Annotated in this window: 17 protein-coding genes and 3 pseudogenes; 12 read left to right on the forward strand and 8 right to left on the reverse strand. The window is 71.0% G+C overall.

The window, feature by feature from the left end; genetic code table 11:
• The first annotated feature begins 23 nt into the window (after window positions 1-23).
• Entirely contained in the window at window positions 24-866 is an 843-nt protein-coding gene (locus NW895_RS16425) for a hypothetical protein (protein WP_289936287.1), read from the forward strand.
• 278 nt (window positions 867-1,144) lie between these two features.
• Here the strand turns inward: NW895_RS16425 and NW895_RS16430 are convergent, their stop codons facing one another.
• Complete coding sequence (locus NW895_RS16430) at window positions 1,145-1,327, reverse strand: hypothetical protein (protein WP_187827720.1); 183 nt, start codon at window positions 1,325-1,327, stop codon at window positions 1,145-1,147.
• Window positions 1,328-1,599: 272 nt separating this feature from the next.
• Here NW895_RS16430 and NW895_RS16435 point away from each other — a divergent pair, with 272 nt between their 5' ends.
• The gene (locus NW895_RS16435) at window positions 1,600-4,458 is read left to right on the forward strand and encodes a DEAD/DEAH box helicase (RefSeq protein ID WP_289936288.1); all 2,859 of its coding nucleotides are present in this window, start codon (window positions 1,600-1,602) and stop codon (window positions 4,456-4,458) included.
• The gene (locus tag NW895_RS16440) at window positions 4,455-5,729 is read left to right on the forward strand and encodes an SWF or SNF family helicase (RefSeq protein ID WP_289936289.1); all 1,275 of its coding nucleotides are present in this window, start codon (window positions 4,455-4,457) and stop codon (window positions 5,727-5,729) included. Before NW895_RS16435 ends, NW895_RS16440 begins: the two co-directional genes overlap by 4 nt.
• A 12-nt stretch (window positions 5,730-5,741) precedes the next feature.
• Here NW895_RS16440 and NW895_RS16445 read toward each other — a convergent pair whose 3' ends face one another.
• Window positions 5,742-6,170 carry an NUDIX domain-containing protein gene (locus tag NW895_RS16445; RefSeq protein ID WP_289936290.1) on the reverse strand — a complete coding sequence of 143 codons (429 nt, stop codon included), beginning with the start codon at window positions 6,168-6,170 and terminating at the stop codon, window positions 5,742-5,744.
• Between the two features lie 183 nt (window positions 6,171-6,353).
• On the reverse strand, window positions 6,354-7,520 hold the full coding sequence (xylA, locus tag NW895_RS16450; protein WP_289936291.1) for a xylose isomerase: 1,167 nt from the start codon (window positions 7,518-7,520) through the stop codon (window positions 6,354-6,356).
• 191 nt (window positions 7,521-7,711) lie between these two features.
• On the opposite strand from xylA, the gene xylB reads away from it, so the two are divergent.
• The 5 genes and pseudogenes from xylB (at window position 7,712) to NW895_RS41200 (ending at window position 14,339) form a co-directional block, all read left to right on the forward strand.
• The gene (gene xylB / locus NW895_RS16455; protein ID WP_289936292.1) at window positions 7,712-9,151 is read left to right on the forward strand and encodes a xylulokinase; all 1,440 of its coding nucleotides are present in this window, start codon (window positions 7,712-7,714) and stop codon (window positions 9,149-9,151) included.
• A 34-nt stretch (window positions 9,152-9,185) separates the two neighbouring features.
• Window positions 9,186-10,394, forward strand: a complete 1,209-nt coding sequence (locus tag NW895_RS16460) for an ROK family transcriptional regulator (protein WP_289936293.1) — start codon at window positions 9,186-9,188, stop codon at window positions 10,392-10,394.
• Between the two features lie 93 nt (window positions 10,395-10,487).
• Window positions 10,488-11,759: a GAF domain-containing protein gene (locus NW895_RS16465; RefSeq protein ID WP_289936294.1), complete on the forward strand. Its 1,272-nt coding sequence runs from the start codon at window positions 10,488-10,490 to the stop codon at window positions 11,757-11,759.
• Window positions 11,760-11,859: 100 nt separating this feature from the next.
• Entirely contained in the window at window positions 11,860-13,383 is a 1,524-nt protein-coding gene (locus NW895_RS16470; protein WP_289936295.1) for an aldehyde dehydrogenase family protein, read from the forward strand.
• 168 nt (window positions 13,384-13,551) lie between these two features.
• Window positions 13,552-14,339, forward strand: a pseudogene (locus NW895_RS41200) (IS5 family transposase).
• Between the two features lie 406 nt (window positions 14,340-14,745).
• Here NW895_RS41200 and NW895_RS41205 read toward each other — a convergent pair.
• The 4 genes and pseudogenes from NW895_RS41205 to NW895_RS16505 form a co-directional block, all read right to left on the reverse strand.
• A complete protein-coding gene (locus NW895_RS41205; RefSeq protein ID WP_354670094.1) occupies window positions 14,746-15,324 on the reverse strand; it encodes an AAA family ATPase in 579 nt (192 codons plus the stop codon).
• A 264-nt stretch (window positions 15,325-15,588) separates the two neighbouring features.
• Window positions 15,589-16,202, reverse strand: a pseudogene (locus NW895_RS16495) (IS5/IS1182 family transposase).
• A gap of 398 nt (window positions 16,203-16,600) precedes the next feature.
• Window positions 16,601-17,317 (reverse strand): GPR1/FUN34/YaaH family transporter, encoded by a 717-nt coding sequence (locus NW895_RS16500; protein ID WP_289936301.1) that lies wholly within the window; start codon window positions 17,315-17,317, stop codon window positions 16,601-16,603.
• Window positions 17,318-17,598: 281 nt separating this feature from the next.
• The gene (locus NW895_RS16505) at window positions 17,599-18,174 is read right to left on the reverse strand and encodes a DNA starvation/stationary phase protection protein (protein ID WP_289936302.1); all 576 of its coding nucleotides are present in this window, start codon (window positions 18,172-18,174) and stop codon (window positions 17,599-17,601) included.
• 230 nt (window positions 18,175-18,404) lie between these two features.
• Here NW895_RS16505 and NW895_RS16510 point away from each other — a divergent pair, with 230 nt between their 5' ends.
• The 4 genes and pseudogenes from NW895_RS16510 to NW895_RS16525 all read left to right on the forward strand — a co-directional run bounded on the left by NW895_RS16510 (window position 18,405) and on the right by NW895_RS16525 (window position 21,913).
• Window positions 18,405-19,772, forward strand: coding sequence for an NAD(P)/FAD-dependent oxidoreductase (locus NW895_RS16510; RefSeq protein ID WP_354670095.1), 1,368 nt, complete (start codon window positions 18,405-18,407; stop codon window positions 19,770-19,772).
• A 74-nt stretch (window positions 19,773-19,846) separates the two neighbouring features.
• Window positions 19,847-20,991 (forward strand): annotated as a pseudogene (locus NW895_RS16515) (low temperature requirement protein A).
• A 109-nt stretch (window positions 20,992-21,100) separates the two neighbouring features.
• Window positions 21,101-21,463 carry a transposase gene (locus NW895_RS16520; RefSeq protein WP_289936303.1) on the forward strand — a complete coding sequence of 121 codons (363 nt, stop codon included), beginning with the start codon at window positions 21,101-21,103 and terminating at the stop codon, window positions 21,461-21,463.
• A 42-nt stretch (window positions 21,464-21,505) separates the two neighbouring features.
• Window positions 21,506-21,913 (forward strand): transposase, encoded by a 408-nt coding sequence (locus tag NW895_RS16525; RefSeq protein WP_289936304.1) that lies wholly within the window; start codon window positions 21,506-21,508, stop codon window positions 21,911-21,913.
• A gap of 495 nt (window positions 21,914-22,408) precedes the next feature.
• Here NW895_RS16525 and NW895_RS16530 read toward each other — a convergent pair whose 3' ends face one another.
• Complete coding sequence (locus NW895_RS16530; RefSeq protein WP_289936305.1) at window positions 22,409-23,134, reverse strand: alpha/beta hydrolase; 726 nt, start codon at window positions 23,132-23,134, stop codon at window positions 22,409-22,411.
• Window positions 23,135-23,150: the final 16 nt, after the last annotated feature.

Below are 23,150 nucleotides of genomic sequence, written 5' to 3' on the forward strand. Positions count from 1 at the left end.
GACGAACTGATGGGGAGGCTGGGATGCCCGAGACGGAGGAGGACGCCGTCGCCACCGCCGACGACGCGCTCTATGTACTCACGGCGGCCCTGCTGACGCCGGCGCAGTACCCGAGCGTGCTGGGTGACGACTACCCGGAGGCGTGCGCGGCGCTCGGTCTGCCGCCGCTCGCCGACGGGTACGGTCTGGTACTCGGCCAGGACGGCGAGGGCGCCCGGTGGACCGTGGTCATCGACGACGTCTCCCTGGTCGCCGTCGCCATCGCGTCATGGGACTGCGGCATGGAGTACGAGTTGTCGCCCGACGATCGTTCGGTCGTGGCGGCGCTGCCCGGCTGGCCCCTGGAGGTCGCCGTCGCGGCTCCCGGCGTTCCCGCGCCGCACGACCCCGATCCCGGGCTCGGCGACGGTCCGGCGCTGTCGGCGCCGGACACGTCCACCTGGGGGCCCGCGCAACGGCGCCTGGGCGCCGACACGATCGCGCTGCAGTGGTCGCTGTGGCGGGAACAGGTCGACGACGCCGCCTTCTCTCCACCGGCCGACACGACCGATACGGCCGACGCCCCGCAGCAGGCCGGAAGCGACAACGGGCGCAAGGGCCACAGGGGGATCCGGCGGGCACTGGCGGAGGCCCGCGCCTACGTCGACGCGCCGCCGCCCCTGGGCCGCGTCCGGTCGTCCTTCGCGCCGGGTGACGCGCGCACGCTGCGTGTCGACGGTCCTGGCTGGTCGCTGGTGGCCAGGACCGACGACATCGCCTTCGTCCTGCTCGACGAGGAACCCGGCGAGGTGCTGCCGGTGGGCCGGGGACCGGAGCTGCCGGGCCTGCTGGAGGCCCTCGACAAGATGGCCGTACGTCCCAGCTGAACCCGGCGGGCGCCGCGGTGACGCCACAGGCCGGCCGGGAAGGGCGACCGACCCCGTCGGGGCCGGCGTTGGCCGCGTACGGACGGACAGCCGATCCCCTGCCTCTGCTCCGCGCCGTCGACCCGGTCGACGACCCCTACCGCCGTCGAACCGGCAGCTCCCCGTGCCAGGAATCCCGCCACAAAGCCGTCCGCGGACCACAGGTCGGCGGGCCCGCGGACGGCGACGCGGTCGGCTTCAGCAAGCCGGTGGTCCTGCCGCACCGGGACGTCAGGCGCTCAGCGGCCGAGCTCCTTGCGTGTGACACGGCGCAGCCTGCGCCGCTGCGAGGGGTCGAGTGTGAGGTATGCGGCGGCCGGGACTCCCAGGATTATCAGGAGGGCGGCCCACCAGGGCAGCCAGATCAGCAGGATGAGCCCGGCCGCCACACCCCCTGCGGCGATCTTGGCGTTCTTCGACATGTGCGTCGCCTCCTTCACGGCCATTGCCGCTCTCTGTCCTGAAAACGGACCCGCGATTCCCGCGGTTCCGCACCGCGACCCTGAGGCGCCCCTGAGGCGGGACCCTGACTCATCCCTGAGACCCCGCCGATGACCACTCCTCTCCGGGGGAACACCGCCCTCACCTTGATGGTGACCCAAATCACAGACCAGAGATACTGGGTAGCCGCCGGGAATGTTGTATCATCGGCAACTCCGCTCCACTAGTCAAATTTGAGGAATACACCACAGCCGTGCAGACGACTCCTGCGGCAACACCCTCCGAAATATCCCAACTGGCCCACTGCTGCGCGGTGTTCCTGCCCGGCGACCCCGCCCGCACCGGCTGCCTCGCCTTCTGGCGACCCGACGGTGCGGCCCCTCCGGACGCCGGATCGGGAACCACCGCCGACCTGGCGGTCGTGTTACCCGGCGGCGACGGTGCCGAGCTGGTGAGCGTGCCCGCCGTGCTGCTGCCGGTGCGAGCGGCTCTGCCGGTTCTCACACGTGCGCGCGCCGCTGGGCACGGGCACCGGGCGACGGCGTTCTGGGGCGCCGCCGCCGTGCACGCCCTGCACCTCGTGGCGCGCGGACTGCTGTTGCCCGGCCTGTCCGAGGGCGATCACGACGCCTGGCGCGCGGGCCCGCTGCGCTCGGAGGAGGTCGAGCGGATGCGTCACCTCGCCGCCGCGATGCCACCCGAGGCGCACGCCGTGCCGGTGGAGCACGCCCAGCCCCTGCTGCTGCCCGACCCGGAGCGGTTGCTGCGCGCCTTCCTGGACGCCGTCGCCGACACGCTGCCGCGCTCCCCCGCCGCCGCACTCCTGACGGGCGGACCTGCCTACGCGGTACGGGAGCCACTGTGCCTGCCCGAGCTGCGCACCTGGGCCGCCGATGTCGCGGCGGGCCATGACGCGGGTGTACGGCTGTCCCTGCGGATCGAGGTGCCCGGTCTGACGGCCACCGCGCCCGAGGGCGCGGCGCTGACGTTCCGGGCCGTACCGCAGGTGCACAGCATGAGCGATCCCGCGCTCGTCGCGGACGCGGCCGAGGTGTGGGGCGATACCACGAGCGTGGCCTTGGGCCCGCGCGCGCGGATGGACGCCCTGCTCGCGCTCCGGCGTGCGGCCCGGGCCTGGGCTCCGCTCGCGCCTCTGCTGTCGGCCGCCGTGCCGGAGGCGGTCGAACTCGCCGACGAGGAGATCACCGACCTCCTCGGGGAGGGCACCCGGGCGCTCGCCGGCGCCGGAGTCGACGTGCACTGGCCGAAGGAGCTGACCCGCGGCCTGACCACCCGAGCGGAGGTCGGCCCGCCCGACGACGAGCCGGAGCCCGGCACGCTCTCGCCGGAAGGGTCCTCGTTCCTGTCCGCCGACGCACTGCTCGCCTTCAACTGGTCGTTCGCCCTGGGCGACGAAAGGCTCACGCGTGCGGAACTGGACCGTCTCGCGGAGGCCCACCGCCCCGTCGTACGACTGCGTGACCAGTGGGTTCTGATCGACCCCCGGGAGGCGCAGCGCGCCCGCACGCGGCAGGACCAGAAGGTCACGCCCGTGGACGCCCTGGCCGCGGCGCTGACCGGCTCCGCCGAGATCGACGGCCGGCGGTTCGAGGTACGGCCCACCGGATGGCTGGCGGCGCTCAGGGAGCGCCTCGCGGACCCCGAGGCACAGGAGCCGGTGGGTCAGCCGGCCGCTCTCGCGGCCACACTCCGGGACTATCAGCGGCGCGGCCTCAACTGGCTGGCCCGCATGACCTCCCTGGGCCTCGGCTGCTGTCTCGCCGACGACATGGGTCTCGGCAAGACCATCACGCTGATCGCCCTGCACCTGCACCGGCAGACCGACGCCTCGGCCGCGGGCCCCACCCTCGTGGTCTGTCCGACGTCCCTCATGGGCAACTGGCAGCGGGAGATCGAGCGGTTCGCGCCCGGCACGCGCGTGCGCCGCTTCCACGGCACGCGGCGTGATCTGGAGGGCCTTGCCGACGGGGAGTTCGTGCTCACCACGTACGGCACGATGCGCCTGGACGCGCAGCGGCTCGCCGAGGTGGCGTGGGGCCTGGTCGTCGCGGACGAGGCCCAGCACGTGAAGAACCCGTACTCGGCCACGGCGCGGCAGCTGCGTTCCATCGGCGCACGCGCGCGTGTGGCGCTCACCGGCACTCCGGTGGAGAACAACCTGTCGGAGCTGTGGGCGATCCTCGACTGGACGACCCCGGGACTGCTGGGCCGGCTCGGCACGTTCCGCAGGCGGTACGCGCGAGCCGTGGAGGGCGGCCAGGACCCGGCTGCCGCGGAACGGCTCGCCCGGCTCGTACGGCCGTTCCTGCTGCGCCGCCGCAAGTCGGATCCCGGCATCGCGCCCGAGCTGCCGCCGAAGACGGAGACCGACCACGCCGTGTCGCTCACCAAGGAGCAGACGGGGCTGTACGAGGCGGTGGTGCGCGAGGCGCTCGCGGAGATCTCCGGCGCCGGCAGCATGGAGCGGCGCGGACTGATCGTGAAGCTGCTGACCGGCCTGAAGCAGATCTGCAACCACCCGGCGCAGTTCCTCAAGGAGGAGCGGCCGACGATCGCCGGCCGCTCGGGGAAGCTGGAACTCCTGGACGAGCTGCTGGAAACCGTCCTCGCGGAAGGGGCGAGCGTGCTCGTCTTCACCCAGTACGTGCAGATGGCGCGTCTCATCGAGCGGCACCTGACGGCCCGTGGCGTGGCCTCCTTGTTCCTGCACGGCGGCACGCCCGTCGCTGAGCGGGAGACCCTGGTGCGGCGCTTCCAGGACGGTGACGTTCCCGTCTTCCTGCTGTCGTTGAAGGCGGCGGGCACCGGACTGAACCTCACGCGGGCCGAGCACGTCGTGCACTACGACCGCTGGTGGAACCCGGCCGTCGAGGCGCAGGCCACCGACCGCGCCCACCGCATCGGCCAGACACGGCCCGTGCAGGTGCACCGGCTGATCGCCGAGGGGACCATCGAGGACCGCATCGCCGCTCTGCTCAGCCGCAAGAGGGAGCTGGCCGACGCGGTGCTCGGCTCCGGCGAGGCGGCGCTCACGGAGCTGACGGACGCGGAGCTGGCCGAACTGGTGGAACTGCGAGGGGGTACGCGATGACTCGGCACGACGGTGACACGGAGCGCACGTTCGCCGCGCTGCCACCCGCGCGGGGGCGGGGTTTCGCGCAGACGTGGTGGGGTCAGGCGTGGCTGAAGGCACTGGAGGACGCCGCGCTGGACTCGGCGCAGGTGAAGACGGGCCGCCGGCTCGCGCGCGCCGGAGCGGTCGGAGCGGTGTCGGTGCGACCGGGGCGCATCACCGCCGTCGTCCAGGACCGGGACCGTACGGCGCACCGGGCCGACGTCCTGCTGGAGGAGCTGTCCGAAGCACAGTGGGACCGTTTCCTGGACCTGGCCGTCGAGCGGGCCGGGCACGTCGCAGCGCTACTGGACCGCGAGATGCCTCCGCATCTGGTCGAGGACGCGGCGACCGCCGGCATCGAGCTGCTGCCGGGCATGGGCGATCTGGAAGCGGAGTGCGACTGCGGCGCCTGGGACCACTGCGGGCACACGACGGCGCTCTGCTACCAGGTGGCGCGGCTGCTGGACCAGGACCCCTTCGTCCTGCTGCTGATGCGGGGACGCGGCGAACGCGCCGTGCTGGAGGACCTGCAGGCCCGCAGTGGCGCGCCCGCCGAGGAGCGGTCCGCGCAGCCGGAGGGGGTGAACGCCGTCGAGGCGTATGCGGTGGGGGACATCCTGCCGCCGCTGCCCGGCCTGCCCGAGCTCCCCTGGGAGCCGGGTGTGCCGCCTTCCCCGGACACCGAGACCCCGCCCCCGCCCGGCATCGACCCGGCCGCCCTGGAGGTCCTGGCCGCCCGAGCCGCCGCGGAGGCCCACCGCCTGCTCGCCGAGGCGCTCCGAGCCGGTCACGAGCGGCAGGCGCTGGAAGCGGAGTTGACTGTCGCTCAGGACGCCGTGCGCCTGGCCGCGGGCGATCTCGGAAGCGGCGCGCAGGACCGGCTCGCGGGCGGGTCGGGGCGGGGTCGGGAGGAGCTCGCAGTGGCTGTGCGCGCGTGGGGCCACGGGGGCGTGGCCGCGCTGTCCGTGCTTGAGGAGGAGTGGGCGGTCGAGGGCGAAGCGCTCGCACGCGCGCGTGCCGCCCTGGAGTCGGCCTGGGACGAGGACGAGCGGCCGTCGCTGCGGCAGCGGAACAACCGGTGGACCGTGGTCGGCGCACCGAGTCAGCTGCGTCTGGGACGCGACGGCCGGTGGTGGCCGTATCGCAAGGAGCGCGGCGGTTGGGTGCCCGCCGGCGGCCCGGCGCAGGATCCGGCGACGGCTCTGGCCTGGACGGAGGTGGCCTTCGATGAGGAACCGTCCGGATGAAGCCGGAGGGAGTCACCGTGTCAGGGCACCGCGTCGCCTCAGCAGGGGGAGGATGTGGTCCGTGAGGGCGGGCGAGAGCCGGACGTCGCGCTCGTGCCCGGAAATCCATTTCAGGTCGGCGAGTTCGGCGGCCGGCCGGGGTGCCCGGTCGATGTGTGCCTCGAAGAGGGTCAACTTCATGGGCACCCCCTCCAGGGCGGCCACGGCCTCGACGTGCCCCAGGAACCGAGGCTCCAGGGGCTCGACCCCCAACTCCTCGTCCAACTCCCGGAACAGGGCCTCCAGCGGGCCCTCGCCCGCGTCGGGCTTGCCGCCGGGCAGGTAGAAGACATCGGGAGCGGCCTGCTTGCTCACCACCAGCAGGCGCCCCTCCTGAACGATCGCGGCCGCCACCACGGACAGCGGCTCGCCCTCACCCGGGCCCGGGGCGTCTTGCGTCATACAGGACATCCTCCCAGTGCACCTGGCCGAGATCCTGGCTTCCGCGGAAGGGGACACAGACTCATCCCATGGATCGCATGATGCCGGAGCACTCCGCGTGGGGGCCGCCCATCACCGCCGTCTACGCGCACCGCGCGCGACCGGTGTGTGCCGTCGGCAGACGGCACACACACGCGCGTGCGCTCAGCCGCGTGCCCCCAGCAGGTGGTCCATCGCCAGCTGGTCCAGGCGCTCGAAGGCCATCCCGCGCGCGGCGGCCGCCTCCGGGTCGAAGTCCTCGAAGGCCGTGCGGTCCGCGAGCAGCGCCTGCAGTCCGTCCGCCGCGGTGGGCTGCGCGAGCTGGTCCAGGCGGGAGGCGCGCAGGGCCTCCTGGACCTCCGGGTCGGCGCGGAAGGCGGCCGAACGCTCCTTGAGGATCAGGTAGTTGCGCATGCAGCCCGCGGCGGAGGCCCACACGCCGTCGAGGTCCTCGGTCCGCGGCGGCTTGAAGTCGAAGTGGCGCGGCCCGTCGTAACCGGCGCTCTCCAGGAGGTCGACCAGCCAGAACGCGGCCCGCAGGTCACCGGCGCCGAAGCGCAGGTCCTGGTCGTACTTGATGCCGGACTGGCCGTTGAGGTCGATGTGGAAGAGCTTGCCCGCCCACAGGGCCTGCGCGATGCCGTGCGGGAAGTTCAGCCCGGCCATCTGCTCGTGGCCGACCTCGGGGTTGACGCCGTACAGCTCGGGCCGCTCCAGGCGGTCGATGAACGCCAGGGCGTGGCCGACGGTGGGCAGCAGGATGTCGCCGCGCGGCTCGTTCGGCTTGGGCTCGATCGCGAAGCGGATGTCGTAGCCCTGGGAGGTCACGTACTCGCCGAGGAGGTCGAAGGCCTCCTTCATGCGGTCCAGTGCGGCCCGTACGTCCTTGGCGGCGCCGGACTCGGCACCCTCACGGCCGCCCCAGGCGACGTAGACCTTGGCGCCGAGCTCGACCGCCAGGTCGATGTTGCGGATCGTCTTGCGCAGGGCGTAGCGGCGCACGTCGCGGTCGTTGGCGGTGAACGCGCCGTCCTTGAAGACGGGGTGCGTGAAGAGGTTGGTGGTGGCCATCGGCACGGTCATGCCGGTCGCGTCCAGAGCCTGGCGGAAGCGCTTGATGTGCGACTCGCGCTCGGTGTCGGAGGACCCGAAGGGGATCAGGTCGTCGTCGTGGAAGGTCACACCGTAGGCACCCAGCTCGGCCAGGCGCTGCACCGTCTCGACCGGGTCCAGGGCACGCCGCGTGGCATCGCCGAACGGGTCCCTTCCCTGCCAGCCGACGGTCCACAGGCCGAAGGTGAACCTGTGCTCGGGGGTGGGCTGGTAGTTCATGCCGCGGCTCCTTGCTCGCTTACGACTATTTCGTCATGGCGGTTTACAAATTAGTATGCGGACGCATCCCTGGGAAGGGACAAGATGTCCCTGAAGGAGTGATGCTTGTCGGGCCAGGGCCGCCGTGGCCCCGGCACACCGCCACAGCCCCAGGTCAGATCCCGCTGAGCCGCGGAAGAGGGAGTAGCCCGATGTCAGCAGCCGAGGGTCCGCTCGTCGTCGGCGTGGACACGTCCACCCAGTCCACCAAGGCGCTGGTGGTCGACGCGGCCACCGGCCGGGTCGTCGCGAGCGGCCAGGCGCCGCACACGGTGTCCTCCGGGGCCGGCCGCGAGAGCGATCCGCGCCAGTGGTGGGACGCCCTGTGCGAGGCCCTGCAGCAGTGCGGGGAGGCGGCGCACGAGGCCGCCGCGGTGGCGATCGGCGGGCAGCAGCACGGCCTCGTCACGCTGGACGACCGGGGCGAGCCGGTGCGCCCGGCCCTGTTGTGGAACGACGTGCGCTCGGCGCCCCAGGCCCGCCGTCTGACGGAGGAGCTGGGCGGGGCGAAGTTCTGGGCCGAACGCACCGGTTCCGTCCCGGCGGCCTCCTTCACGGTCACGAAGTGGGCGTGGCTGGCCGAGAACGAGCCGGAGGCGGTCCGCGCGACCAGGGCCGTACGCCTCCCCCACGACTACCTCACCGAGCGCCTCACCGGGCAGGGCACGACCGATCGCGGCGACGCCTCCGGCACCGGCTGGTGGGCGTCCGGGACGGAGACGTACGACGAGGAGATCCTGGCGCACGTGGGCCTCGACCCGGCGCTGCTGCCGCGTGTGGTCCGGCCCGGCGAGGTGGCGGGCACCGTACGCGACAGCCACGACCTGCCGTTCTCCAAGGGCACCCTGGTCGCCCCCGGCACCGGTGACAACGCCGCCGCCGCGCTGGGCCTCGGACTGCGCCCCGGCATGCCGGTGATGAGCCTCGGCACGTCGGGCACGGTGTACGCCGTGTCGAAACGACGCCCCGCAGACCCGACCGGCACCGTCGCGGGCTTCGCCGACGCGCACGGCGACTGGCTGCCGCTGGCCTGCACCCTGAACTGCACGCTCGCCGTCGACCGCGTCGCCACCCTGCTGGGCCTGGACCGGGAGGCCGTCGAACCCGGCACGAGCGTCACACTCCTGCCCTACCTCGACGGCGAACGCACCCCGAACCTCCCGAACGCCTCCGGGCTGCTGCACGGCCTGCGCCACGACACGACCGCCGGCCAGCTGCTGCAGGCGGCGTACGACGGTGCCGTCCACTCACTGCTCGGTGCGCTCGACCTCGTGCTCGACGAGGACGCGGACCGCTCGGCGCCCCTGCTGCTGATCGGCGGCGGCGCCCGGGGCACGGCCTGGCAGCAGACCGTACGACGGCTGTCGGGGCGCCCCGTCCAGATCCCCGAGGCCAAGGAACTGGTCGCGCTCGGTGCCGCGGCACAGGCGGCCGGGCTGCTGACCGGCGAGGACCCGGCCTCGGTCGCCCGGCGCTGGAACACGACCGCCGGACCGGTGCTCGATGCGGTGGAACGGGACGAGGAGACGCTGGCCAGGATCGCCGGGGTACTCTCCGACGCGGCTCCGCTCCTGGAGAGGCCCGCTCACTGAGACCGTACCGACACCACTGAGGACTGACGGAGGCATGACCGCACCCCCGCACGAGGCGCGCCCGCCCGGTCGTGGGCGCGCGCTGCCGGACACTCAGCAGGGCATGCGCCGCCGCAACCTCGCCCGGGTGATGCACGCCGTCAGCGCCGAGGGGCCGCTCTCCCGTGCCGCCGTCGCCTCGCACATCGGACTGACGCGGGCGGCGGTGTCGACCCTGGTGGACGAGCTCATCCGCGCGGGCCTGCTGGAGGAGTTGGGCCCGGAACGTCCCGGCAGGGTGGGCCGGCCCGGCTCGGCGCTCGCCGTCAGCGGGCACGGTCCCGCCGGCATCGGTGCGGAGGTCGGCGTGGACCACCTGGCGGTCTGCGCCGTCGACCTGCGCGGACAGGTACGGTCGCGGGCCGTCCGGCACGGCACCAACCGCGCCCGCCCGCCCGAACCGGTGATCGAGGAGCTCACCGAACTGGTGCGCCGGGTCGTCGCGGAGGCGGAGGGCGAGGGGCTGTGGCCGGCCGGGCTCGCCGTGGCGGTCCCGGGGCTGGTGGCGCGGGACGCGCGAACCGTCGTACGCGCGCCCAATCTCGACTGGCATGACACGGACCTGGGCGCCCTGCTCCCCGTGGACCTCCCGCTGACCGTGGACAACGAGGCGAACTTCGGCGCGCTGGCCGAACTCTGGCTGGGTGACGGCACCCCTCGGGACTTTCTGCACGTCTCCGCGGAGATCGGCATCGGTGCGGCCGTGGTCGTGGACGGGCTGCTGCTGCGCGGAACGCGTGGTTTCGCGGGCGAGTTGGGGCACATACCGGTGCATCCGGACGGACCGGAGTGCGCGTGCGGCGGGCGCGGGTGCCTGGAGCAGTACGCCGGTGAGGACGCGGTGCTGCGCGCGGCCGGTCTGGAGCCGGGCGAGGACCGCGTCGGACTGCTCTCGGGGCGCGCCGCGGAGGGCGACGAGGACGTACGAGGTGCTCTGCGCGACGCGGGAACGGCGCTCGGCATCGCGTTGACGGGGGCGGTCAATCTGCTGGACCCGGAGAGTGTGGTGCTGGGCGGTGCGCTGTCCGGTCTCGCGCCCTGGCTGTTGCCGTCCCTGCGGGCCGAGTTGGCTCGGCGTACGGCGGGTCCGGTCTGCCCCGTGTCGGTGTCGGGACTGGGGCCCGAGGGACCCTTGCTGGGCGCCGCGCACTCCGTGGTGCGGGCCGTGCTGGACGATCCGGCGGCGGTGGCGGAACGGCCCTGAGGCGCGGCCGCCCCCATCCCTCCCCCAGAGCTTGTCGATACTCGCCCCCGGAGTGACGATGTCCCCAGCCGCATCGCCGTCGGGGAGGCAGAGTTGACCGATCCATGGGTGGCTCTGGAACCCGGAGCCGACCCCGTCGAGCGCGCGCGCATGCTGCGGCGCGCGCACGAGACGTTCACCGAGGCGGGCACGGTTCCGCGACCGGTGCGTACCGTGGTGGCCGATTCCTGGCGGCGTTCGGCCCGGGCCGGCGTCGGGCCGGACGGCACCGCCAGCGTGGAGCTCGTGGACGCCGACCTCGGCGCCTACCGGGCGGAACATCCGCTCGCGCGGGTGATGCCGCTGGTCCGTGAGCTCATGGGTACCTTCGCCGCCGACGGGGAGCATCTCCTCGCCGTGTGCGACGAGCACGGCAGGCTGCTGTGGGTGGAGGGCCACCCGGCCACGCGGCGGCGGGCGGGGCGGATGAACTTCGTGCCGGGTGCGCGATGGGCGGAGACGGCCGTCGGGACGAACGCGCCGGGCACGGCCGTGGCCGTCGACCGGCCGGTGCAGGTCTTCGCCGCCGAGCATTTCATCCGGCGGGTGCAGCCGTGGACGTGCGCGGCGGCTCCGGTGCACGATCCGCGCACCGGGCGGGTGCTCGGCGCCGTGGACATCACCGGCGGGGACGGGCTGGCGCATCCGCACAGCCTGGGCTTCGTGCAGGCGGTCGCGCGGGCCGCCGAGTCCCAGCTGGCGCTGCTCGCTCCTCGGCGGTCCGCCGTCGACACGGCCGAGCTGACGGCGCTGGGCCGTGACGAGGCGCTGCTGGTGGCCGGTGGTCACCGGATCCGGCTCAGCCGCCGGCACAGCGAGATCCTGGTGCTGCTGGCGCGGCACCCGGAGGGGCTGACCGGCGACGAGCTGCTGTGCGCGCTGTACGAGGACGAGTCGGTGACGCCGGTGACGTTGCGCGCCGAACTGGCCCGGCTGCGCCGGACGCTCGGGCCCGGTCTGCTGGCCTCGCGCCCCTACCGGCTCACGGTGCCGGTCGAGTCCGACGTCGCCGTCGTCGAGCGGCGCCTGCGGACGGGTGCGGTCACGGCGGCCGTGACCGCGTACGCCGGTCCGCTGCTGCCCGGTTCGCAGGCCCCGGCCGTGGTACGGCTCAGGGACCGTCTCGCCGACGGTCTCCGTACCGCGCTGGTCGCCTCCCGCGACCCCGACCTGCTGGCCGACTGGGCGTACGCGCCGTGGGGCGAGGACGACCTCGACGTGTGGCGGGCGCTCGCCGCGCTGCGGCCGACGGCCGCGGTACGGTCCCGTCTCGCGGCGCTGGAGTCGGAGTTGGGGGCACCACGAGCTCTCCGGGCATCTCCCTGACGCGGGTCGCTGGCGCAACCTGCTTGCAACGTCCCCTTTCCTAGCCTCGCGCCGAAAGCTGCCCAACGGCGGGCAGCGCTTCTCCGGGAGGCAGACCAGGATGACCCGTTACGCGGCGCCCGGCACCGAGGGCGCGATCGTCTCCTATCAGGCGCGCTACGACCACTTCATCGGCGGCGAGTACGTGCCGCCGGTGCGCGGGCAGTACTTCGAGAACCCCTCTCCGGTGAACGGGCAGCCGTTCACCGAGGTCGCGCGTGGTACGGCGGAGGACGTGGAGCGGGCGCTCGACGCGGCGCACGCGGCAGCCCCGGGCTGGGGGCGCACGTCCGTGACCGAGCGCGCCGACACCCTGCGGCGGATCGCCGACCGCATGGAGGCGAACCTGGAGGCGCTCGCGGTCGCGGAGAGCTGGGAGAACGGCAAGCCGGTGCGCGAGACGCTGGCGGCCGACATCCCGCTCGCCATCGACCACTTCCGCTACTTCGCGGGCGCGATCCGCGCGCAGGAGGGCTCGCTCAGCGAGATCGACGACGACACCGTGGCGTACCACTTCCACGAGCCGCTCGGCGTGGTCGCGCAGATCATCCCGTGGAACTTCCCCATCCTGATGGCCGCCTGGAAGCTCGCCCCGGCCCTCGCGGCCGGCAACGCGGTGGTCCTGAAGCCGGCCGAGCAGACCCCGGCCTCCATCCATTACTGGCTGAGCCTGGTCGCGGACCTTCTGCCGCCGGGCGTGCTCAACGTCGTCAACGGCTTCGGCGCGGAGGCGGGCAAGCCGCTGGCCTCCAGCCCGCGGGTGGCGAAGGTGGCGTTCACCGGTGAGACCACCACGGGGCGGCTGATCATGCAGTACGCCTCGGAGAACATCAAGCCCGTCACCCTCGAACTCGGCGGCAAGTCGCCGAACATCTTCTTCGACGACGTGTGGGCGAAGGACGACGACTTCCGGGACAAGGCTCTTGAGGGCTTCACGATGTTCGCGCTCAACCAGGGCGAGGTGTGCACCTGCCCGTCCCGGGCGCTGGTCCAGCGCGGCCACTACGCCGAGTTCGTCGAGGCGGCGGTGGCCCGCACCGAACTGATCAGGCCGGGCCACCCCCTCGACACCGACACCATGATCGGCGCCCAGGCCTCCAACGACCAGCTGGAGAAGATCCTCTCCTACCTGGACATCGGCCGGCAGGAGGGCGCGAAGGTCCTCACCGGCGGCGAACGCGTCGAGCACGACGGCGAGTTGAAGGGCGGCTACTACGTCCAGCCGACGATCTTCGAGGGGCACAACCGCATGCGGATCTTCCAGGAGGAGATCTTCGGGCCGGTCGTGTCCGTGACGTCCTTCGACCACTTCGACGACGCCATCGAGATCGCCAACGACACGCTGTACGGCCTCGGCGCCGGCGTGTGGACCCGGGACGTCAACACCGCGTACCGCGCGGGCCGCGCGATCCAGGCGGGCCGCGTCTGGACGAACTGCTACCACGCCTACCCCGCGCATGCCGCGTTCGGCGGTTACAAGCAGTCCGGGATCGGGCGGGAGACGCACAGGATGATGCTGGAGCACTACCAGCAGACGAAGAACCTGCTGGTGAGCTACTCGCCGAAGAAGCTGGGCTTCTTCTAGGCGCAGAAGAAGGGCGCCTGACCCCGGGCAGATGCCCACCAGGCGCCCTTCTTGGCACACATCCAAGAGGGTGGTATGTGAGTAAATAGATGGTTTGTCGTCACCTGAACGTGTGGCAGGACGGTATCCCGGCCGGTCGGGGGCCGTGGGCGTGCTGGGCTGGTCGTCGTGAGCGAGCGCAAGCCCTACAAGACCGACCTGACCGACGAGCAGTGGTCGCTGGTCGGGCCGGTGATCACCGCATGGAAGGCCGCGCACCCCTCGGTCAGCGGCCATCAGGGCCGCTACGCGATGCGGGAGATCGTCAACGCGCTGCTCCAGCAGGGCCGCGCCGGCTGCCAGTGGGACCTGCTCCCGCACGACTTCCCGCCGCCCGGCGCAGTGAGGTACTACTTCTGCATCTGGCGCGACGACGGCACCGACCAGACCATCCACGACCTGCTGCGCCGGCAGGTGCGGGAGAAGGTGCGCCGGAAGGCGGACCCGAGCCTGGTGGTGCTCGACACCCAGAGCGTGCACGCCGCGGCCGGGGTGCCCGCACAGTCGACGGGGCGTGATGCGGCAAAAAAGTGCCGGGCGCAAGCGCGGCCTGGCCGTTGACGTCCTGGGCTGGTGATCGCGGTGGTCGTGGTGGCCGCGTCGGCGCACGAGAACGCCGTCGGCATCACGCTGCTGGACAAGCTCGTTGCCGACACCGACACCATCGAAAAGGCGCTGGTCGACCAGGGCTTCAAGAAGCCGTCGTCACGCACGGTCAGAAGGTGGGCATCGAGGTAGAGATCGTCGAGCGCAACCCTGCACAGACCAGGTTCGTTCCGATCCCCGAACGGTGGATCGTGGAGCGCGCCTACGGGATCTTGATGCTGCACCGCAGGCTGGTACGCGACTACGCGCACCAGCCCCGCAGTTCGGAGTCGCGGGTGTACTGGGCGATGACCGCGGTGATACTGCGCTGACTGACCGGGGCGACCGCGCCGGCCTGGCGCACCGCATGACCGGCGGGGAACTGACACTCGGCGCGTTGCTGGCGCGACTGGAGCCCGCAAGACGCTGCTGGAGCTGCCCGAGCCGGTCCCGCCCGCGCCGCCGCCCCCGAAGCTGCCGGACCATCCGGCCTACCAGCAGATCATGGCGGCGTTCGCCGTGGCCGACGCCCCGCTGCGGGCGCGGCAGGTGTGTGAGGCGATGGACATGGAGATCGCACCCAGCATCAACGACACCCGCCTGAAGCTCAAGCGGCTCGCCGAGCGCGGGATCCTGGTCGGGACCGAGCAGGGCTTGTTCCCAGCCGCGGCCGTAGCCCCCCGGCGACACGGCGGCCAGCCCGCTTGCCCCTCCCGAAAGCGCGAAACGGACATCGACCTATGCGCCGCCTCTCAGCTCCTGAACTGCATCGATCACGCTATCCACCACCTCGGTCACCGGCTTGGACGCATCGATGATCGTCGCGCCACGGCTTTCGTAGATCGCTCGCATCCGAGGATTCCACTTCAGGGCCGCTGCGAGCTCTTCGGGATGTTGACCGAATGGGTTCGTAGTACGGGTCGCGAGCCGGTGACGGAGGGTGTCCTCGTCGATCACCAGGCACACGAGTACGTCGAAAAGATCGAGGACGTCTGCCTCGTTCTCCGCCGACCCGCACAAGAACGCGATTCGGGAACGAGACTCCTCGACGAGGGTCTCAACGCGCTCGCGGACGATCTCCCACCCGTGTCGATCGAGCCAGCCCCCGGGAACCGGATACGGGGGATCCGCTACGACCTCGCCATTGGCTCGGTCGATCCAGCGACTGAAGCCTTCTTCGTCGGCGTCAAGTGCGACGTGGCCACGCGCTCGTAACACCCCGCAGACCGTGGACTTACCAGTCCCTGAATTGCCCGTCACCCACACCAATGTCACACCGCCAGCGTAGACATGACCAACCCGGGCTAGCGACGCCACCGCCGCGATCAGGCAAGGTGTAGCTTCTACCGAGTGACTGCTCCGGCACAGCCTGCGGACCCTCAAAGCCCCAGCTCAGCTACCAAAGCCACGTGCATCAAGCACATCATCGCGACCGGTCGCTCAGCCTGACCTACACCCAAGCCGAAACAGGCATTGGCTTACATACCGCCCTCTCAGGATGATGTACGGGTCCTCCACGACCCGGTGGGCCACCCGTTCTGCCTCTTTGTGCGCACCAGCTCGAGCACCTGACAGGTTGGGTCAGGTGGTGAGTCGGCGGTAGCCGATGAGGGCTGCGGCCATCGCGACGAAGGCGAGAAAGCGCTCGGCCTTGCGTTCACAGCGGCGGTGCAGGCGTCGACACCCGGCCAGCCAGGACACGGTGCGTTCGACGACCCAACGGTGGCGGCCGAGAGCTTGGCCGGTCGTCGGCGCCGCGGGCCGCGCCGCGAGCGGATCGGTGGGATCCCGCGTACCAGCGGCTCAGGCCCAGACTGTCGTGCATTCTGGCGCCGGAGATGCCCAGCGACAGAGGTAGCCCGTTCCGGTCCGTGATCAGGTGGATTTCCGATCGGTTCTTGCCGCGGTCGGTCGGATTCGGTCCGGTCAGTGGCCCCCTTTTTGCAGCCCTGAGGCTGACGGAGTCGATGGCGCACCGCGACCAGTCCAGCTCACCGCGGGCGCCGAGCTCGTCCAGGAGGATGCGGTGCAGCCTGGCCCGAGGTGGCTACGAAAATGATCCCCGCCAGGCATTCGCGGTCACCCGCCCGCCGTCGGCCGCCGCCCTGCGGACGTATGACCTCCGTTGGCGGCACCACCCGCCGGAACAGCGTCCATAACTCATCCGGCACCAACCGCTCCGTCAGTTCCGTCATGCGCGGCTCAACAAACGATCACGCCAAATGAAACGACTTCCTAACGGAACACGCGTGGAGGCATTCTCCGGGGTCAACGCCGACCTCTTCACCCACCTGAGCCGCGGGCCGCCTGGAGCAGAGCTGAGTTGGAGCTTCGGGTACCCCTTCGCGATCGGCCCGATGGGGGTGGTTTACATGATTTTGTACGTAATTTTCAAGCGCCGGGACTGGCTCTAGGAGCCTCCCACCGCGCTCAGCCCTTCCTTGCTGCTCGCTCTCGCATCGGTCAGGGCTCGGGCCAGCATCACCCCTGGGGAGCCCCTGGGGAGCCCCTGGGGAGCCCCTGGGGAGAAACGAATGGCAGCCCACGTCTCGCTTCTCCCGAAATGAGCCCGCTTGACTCCCTGCTCAACGACTCACAGCGTCCGTCGCACACCCGCCTGACGTTCGAGGTTGCGCAGCTGCACAGCCAGGTCCCCTTCCACGGCGTCGTGCGCCGGGCCCCGGCGTCCTACAGGCAGTACCTCCCCGCCCCTCATGTCCTCCAACATGAGAGCGAACGCGGCATACATAGCCACACCCGCGAGGAGCAGTCCGAAAACTCCGGAAATGTAGCCAAGCCAGGCTGCCCCGGTGAAGTTGAAGAGCGAGGCCGCCGCGAAGCGGGGCACAGCCACACACAGCACGAGCCACATGGCACGCTTGCGGGTCGCGACGGTAGCCATCATCAGGGCGAACACGGCGAACACGAGATTGAGCACGCCGAGCACCTCGGTGCCCGCCCGCGGAGCGAGGGCAAGCACCAGGGAACTCGCCAACCAGGTACCGGAGAAGCACGCCATGAGCGTTGCCGCGAGAACGTCCCTCGCCCCGAACGCCAGAATGCTGACGATCAGTTGCAGGATGAAGGCGGGAAGGATCGTCAGGGCGACCGCCCGATGAGCATCGTCTCCCAGAAATCCCAGCTGCAGGCTTCCGACGATGACGGAGGCGATCGCCACCGCGAAGAAACCAACCGGCATCGGGGAGGCGATGGGATGGAGGTTGATGCGGGTCATCGGCCGCAAGTCCGGCTCGAAATGTCTACCTGTCGGCTCGGCCTGCTCCCCTGACGGGTGAGGACTGCTCCTCATGGTGAACTCTCCTCTTAGTCGTGTTTTGCAAAGGATCCGGAGGGCTGATGATCACGGCAGTCGGCATGTGACACTCCGGGCATCGCCAGTGCCAGCCCCGCCGAAGGCATGCCGTCCAGCACACAGCCGAGCCCGCTCCGTGTGACGTGGAAGTTGGGGAAGTCACTGATCGCCAGTGCACATCACGTGCACCACGCACTTACTCTCGAGGCGCGCTTCGCTCGGCGGCAATGCATGAAGCGGCCGAGCCGCCGCCGCGAGCGCCGGCGGCTCACACCCGTTCAGGCACGGACCAGGGGCGTGTCGACCAGATGCTCGGCAAGGAACCACGCCTGCAGTTCGCCGGTCCGGATCACCTGGGAGACCAACAGGTCATTGGTGCCGTCGTCACCCAACTCCCCTGTCCGGGATGCCGCGTCATGGGCTTCGGACAGAATCGCCTCGTGCGCTGCCAGCAGCCGCGAGAGCATGGCGGGCACTTCCTCCACGCCGTCCGGAGGCCGCGGGATCGAGGTGATCTCGGCGACGTGCCGGGGGTCGCCCACCGCGACACCGCCCAGGGTCTGGACCCGCTCGGCAAGGGTGTCGACGAGCGCTAGCTGTTCCCCGGCGTGCTTGTCCAGCACGAGGTGCAGTTGGTAGAAGGTCGCGCCGCGTACCAGCCAGTGGTGCTTCTTGTAGAGGCCGTAGAGGATCTGGGTGTCCGCCAGGATCTTGTTCAGGCGCTGGCAGGAGTACATGCGCGCCTCGTAGGAGAGGCCGAGCGGGAACTGCTTGACGGTCCCGAAATCCTGGATGATCTCTCCCCTCTGGTGCAGCCACGGCTGGCTGCCAAGGTGCTGCCTGCTGCTGGTCACTGTCCGCCTCCTGGGGTGTGGCTCTGCTTGCAGGAGTGACGCTAGGTGTCCACACGACGGCATCGTTGTCCAGAAGCGCACGTCCTGGTGCTCGGCAGCGCACTGAGCGAGGGGATGGCGCCCAGTGTTCGTTCTCGGGCAAGTCCCCGTGCGCGGGCGGGCGCGCCCCTGTGCCTCGCCCGCTCTAACTTCTCGCCGACGGCGTCAGCCGACGTACGGCGAGGAGAGGCATGAACGTGAGCGAGCAGGCCGATGTGGTCGTCCTTGGACTGGGGCCCGGCGGCGAGTACGTCGCGGGTTGTCTGGCGGAGGCCGGGCTGGATGTGGTGGGGATCGAGGCGGAACTCGTCGGGGGCGAGTGCCCGTACTGGGCGTGTGTGCCCAGCAAGGTGATGATCCGGGCCGCGAACCTGCTCGCCGAGGCAGGCCGCGTGCCGTTCCTCGCCGGTGAGGTGGAGGTGACGCCGGACTGGGGGCGGGTCGCCGGGCGTATCAGGGGCGAGGCCACCGATGACTGGAACGACCAGGTGGCCGCCGACCGGCTCGCAGCGAAGGGCGTCCGACTTGTGCGCGGAAGGGGACGGCTCACCGGGCCCCGGCAGGTGGCAGTCGGCGGACGCACGTTCCGGGCCCGGCGGGGCGTCGTCCTGGCCGCCGGCACCCGGCCGTGGATTCCCCCGGTCCCTGGCCTGGCCTCGACGCCGTACTGGACCCACCGGGACGTGATGGCGGCCAAGGAACTGCCGCCCTCGATGATCGTGCTCGGGGGCGGCGCCATCGGCGTGGAGCTCGCCCAGGTCTTCGGCCGTTTCCGGTGCGCGGTCACCGTGGTGGAGGGGCAGGACCGGCTCCTGTCGCAGGAAGAGCCGGAAGCCGGGCGGCTGGCCGAAAAGGTTCTGTGGGAGGACGGCGTCACTGTTCTCACCTCGGCCCGGGCCGGGCAGGTCGGTCATGACGGCACCGGCTTCTTCGTCCAGTTGGAGGATGAGGAGGAGCCCCTGCGCGCCGAACGGCTTCTCGTCGCCACCGGGCGCCGCGCCGACCTCGCCGCGTTGGGCGTCGACGCGGCGGGTCTGGATCCCTCGGCGCACGTCGTGCCGACAGACGGACAGATGCGTGCCGGGGACGGGCTCTGGGCGATCGGCGACATCACCGGCCACGGCAGTTTCACCCATGTGTCCATGTACCAGGCCGAGATCGCCGTACGGGACATCCTCGGCTGGCCAGGGCCCGACGCCGACTACCGGGCGCTGCCCCGGGTCACCTTCACGGACCCCGAGATCGCGGCCGTGGGACTGACGGAGCGGCAGGCGCGCGATCAGGGACTGCGGGTGCGCACCAGTCTGCTGCCGATCTCCTCCTCCACGCGCGGCTGGATCCACGGGCGAGGCAACGAGGGGTTCATCAAACTGGTCGAGGATGCCGACCGGGGCGTGCTGATCGGGGCGACGTCGGCAGGACCGGCGGGAGGAGAGGTGCTCTACGGGCTGAACGTCGCCGTCCACGCGGAAATTCCCGTCGAACGCCTCCGGCACATGATCTACACCTACCCCACCTTCCACCGGACCGTGGAAGCCGCTCTGGGAGCCCTCCGCTGAGCCGCTTCTCGCCCGTGCGTACGCTGCGGGCCGGGCGATGGCCGGGAGGACGGCACGGTGCATCCCACGGAACCATGCCGGGCCGGGACCCCGGTGAGCCGCACAGGACCGCCACCTCGTTGGAGCTCCTCTTCGACCTGTGCTTCGTCATCGCGGTGGCGCAGGCATCCGAGAGCCTGAGTGCGGCGGTGATCGGCGGGCACTACATCGCCGGTTCCCTGCGCTTCGCGCTGGTGTTCTTCACCATCTGGTGGGCGTGGATGAACTTCACGTGGTTCGCTTCCGCCTACGACCCGGACGACGTCCCGTACCGGTTGGCGGTACTGGTCCGGATCACGGGGTCCCTCATGCTCGCGGCCGGTGTTCCCCGGGCGTTCGAGGACGGCGACCTTCGCGTCATCACGCTGGGATATGCGGTCCTTCGCACCGCCCTGGCCGTTCTGTGGTTGCGTGCGGCGCGATCGGACCCCGGTCGGCGTCGAACGGCTCTCCGCTTCGCCGCCGGAGTGACGGGCTGCCAGATCGGCTGGGTCGGGATACTCTTCCTGCCTGCCCGGCTGCAGTTGCCGGCCATCATCGTGCTGATCGTTGCCGAGGTCTGCGTCCCGGTGTGGGCGCAGTCCGCCGGGATGACCCCGTGGCATCCGCACCACATCGCCGAGCGGTACGAACGTTCACCCTCATCGTGCTTGGTGAGTCCATCGCAGCCGCAGCGGTGGCCGTACGCGGTGCCTTCGACCGGAATCACGACGCCGGCGCGCTGTACACGCTGGCGATCGGTGGCCTGCTCATGGTCTTCGCCATGTGGTGGCTGTACTTCGCCAGACCGGCGCACACGCTGCTCGCCACGACGCACCAGGCCCATCCCAAGAGGTTCACCTGGGCGTACGGCCACTACCTGATCTTCGCCTCCGCTGCCGCTGCGGGCGCCGGACTGGCGGCGTACGCCGAGCTCGTCACGCGCAGCACCGATGTGCCCTCGGTGGCAGCGAGTGCCGCGGTCACCCTGCCGGTGGCGATCTTCCTGCTCACCACGTGGGCCGTACACATTCGGCCCCACCAGCAGAGCACGGTCGAGCAGTTCGCGTATCCCGGTGCCGCGATCGCTGTCCTGGCTGCCGCTCAGTCCCCGGCACCGGCCTTGGTCGCCGGTCTGCTGGCTGCGGCCCTGGTCGTCGTGGTCACGGTGGCCGACCGGGCCGGGGGCGAGAGGCTCTGAGGCCGAATTTGAGATCTGCCATGTCCCGTGGCGATAGTGGTCGTTGAGGCAGCCTTGACCGGTACTGCGGGGGGATCCGTCGGACCTGACCGATGAGCAGTGGACGCTGGTGGAGCTGTTGCTCCCGCCGCCACGGACTGGGCCGAAGGGCGGGAGACGTGAGAAGCACGCGCGACGACGGATCGTGGACGCAATCTTCTGCGTGGTGCGGACAGGCTGCGCTTGGCGGCAACTGCCGCACGACTTCCCGCCGTGGCAGACCGTGTACTGGTACTTCGTACGCTGGCACGACGAGGGCACCGCCACCCGAGTCCACGACGCCCTGCGCACCCAGGTCCGCCGGGCCGAGGGGCGAAGCCGGGAACCAAGCGCCGGGCTGATCGACTCGCAGTCGGTCCGCACCGCTGACACCGTCCCCGCGGCCACACGCGGCTTCGATGCGGGTAAGAGGGTCAAGGGCCGCAAGCGGTAACTGGTCACCGACACCCTCGGCCTGCTGCTGGCCGTCCACGTCATGACTGCGAGCATCCAGGACCACGACGGAGCCAAGCGCCCGCTGCTGTGGGCCCGGCTGGACCACCCGTCCGTGCGGAAATGCCGGGCCGATCAGGGCTTCGCTGGCCGCCTGGTCGACTGGACCGCCCAGATACTCGGCCGCGATCTGGAGATCGTCCCCAGGGACGCCGGCCAGCGGCGTTTCCGGGTCCAGCCCAAGCGGTGGGCGATCGAGCGGACCTTTTCCTGGCTGACCGCTCATCGCCGCCTGACCCGCGACTATGAGCACCATCCCGCCCACGCCGAGACCATGATCCGCCGGGCCGTGATCGCGTGGTGGTCCGTCGGCTCGCCCGGGGAGGCCCGGCCACGCGTCCAGGCCCTCGCCCCTTGCGCCGCATCGCTGCGGAGTGAAGCAGACCCGTAGGCGATGATCGCCGCATGGAACGTGTCGTAGACCTCGATGAAGCCGCTGCCGCCGTCGCGGCCCGTCGGCCTGCATGGCAGACTGCGGGGCTGGTCGCCGACCCCGTAACCTGGCGCGAGGAGGCGGCCCCGTGGCCCCAGCAACTGAAGACAGAGCGCTCCCAGGTCAAAGACCCCGACTCAGTCGGCATTCATCTGCACGGTCTCAATGAGGCCGAACTCCTCGTTGTCCTCTACTGCGGCGGGTGGGCCGACATCGACTACATGGTTGATGCCCACGACTCCGGTGTGATCCCTGCTCCGACGGTAGCCTCCGCTCAGGCGTTCGCCTCCCTCCTCGACGCCTGCATCACTCGCGTCTTCGGCATCAGCTACGACGTCGAGTGGAGAGCAGATCTCAAACGCGGTCTGAGGGGAAAAGCAGCTGCGCGGACGAAACGAGTTCATCCGCGCAGCTGGTGTACGTCCTCTGGTCAGCTGGTGTACCCCCCCCAGGTCAGCTCGTCGTCCGTACCGCGTCGCGGATCAGGTCGGCGACTTCCTTCGGCTGGGAGACGGCGACCGCGTGCGACGCCTCCGCGATCTCGACGACGGTCGCCCCGGCGCGCTTGGCCCCGAACCGCTGGACCTCGGGGTTGATCGCCTGGTCGGCTCCGGCCACCAGGGCCCACGACGGCTTGGTCTTCCACGCCGCCGCCGAGGCCGTCTCCTCGAACGCGGCAGCGGCCAGCGGCCGCTGGGCCACGGCCAGGACCTTGGTGACGTCGGCCGGCACATCCGCGGCGAAGACCGACGGGAACGCGTCGGCGGCGATGGTGACCTCGACCGCGGGGTCACCGCCCTCGACGGGGTACGTCCACTGCTTCAGGTTGCTCACCAGCGGGGAGAGAGGGAAGCGTCCCTGCAGCTCACCGAGGCTCTCGCCCTCCTCGAGGACGTAGGCGGCCACGTAGACGAGACCGACGACGTTCTCGCTAGCGCCGGCCACGGTGATCAGCGCGCCGCCGTACGAGTGGCCGACCAGGATGACGGGACCGTCGATCTGGGAAGCCAGGGAGGCGATGTAGGCGGCGTCGGCGGCCAGTCCCCGCAGCGGGTTGGGTGGGGCGATCACCGGGACGCCGTGACGCTGCAGTTCCGCTATGACCCCGGACCAGCCGGCCGCGTCGGCGAACGCGCCGTGGACGAGGACGACGGTGGGGGTGGGGGTGGATGTGGTCATGTGTGGTTTCTCCTTG

It is taken from the genome of Streptomyces sp. S.PNR 29 (assembly GCF_030386795.1).
GTDB lineage: Bacteria > Actinomycetota > Actinomycetes > Streptomycetales > Streptomycetaceae > Streptomyces.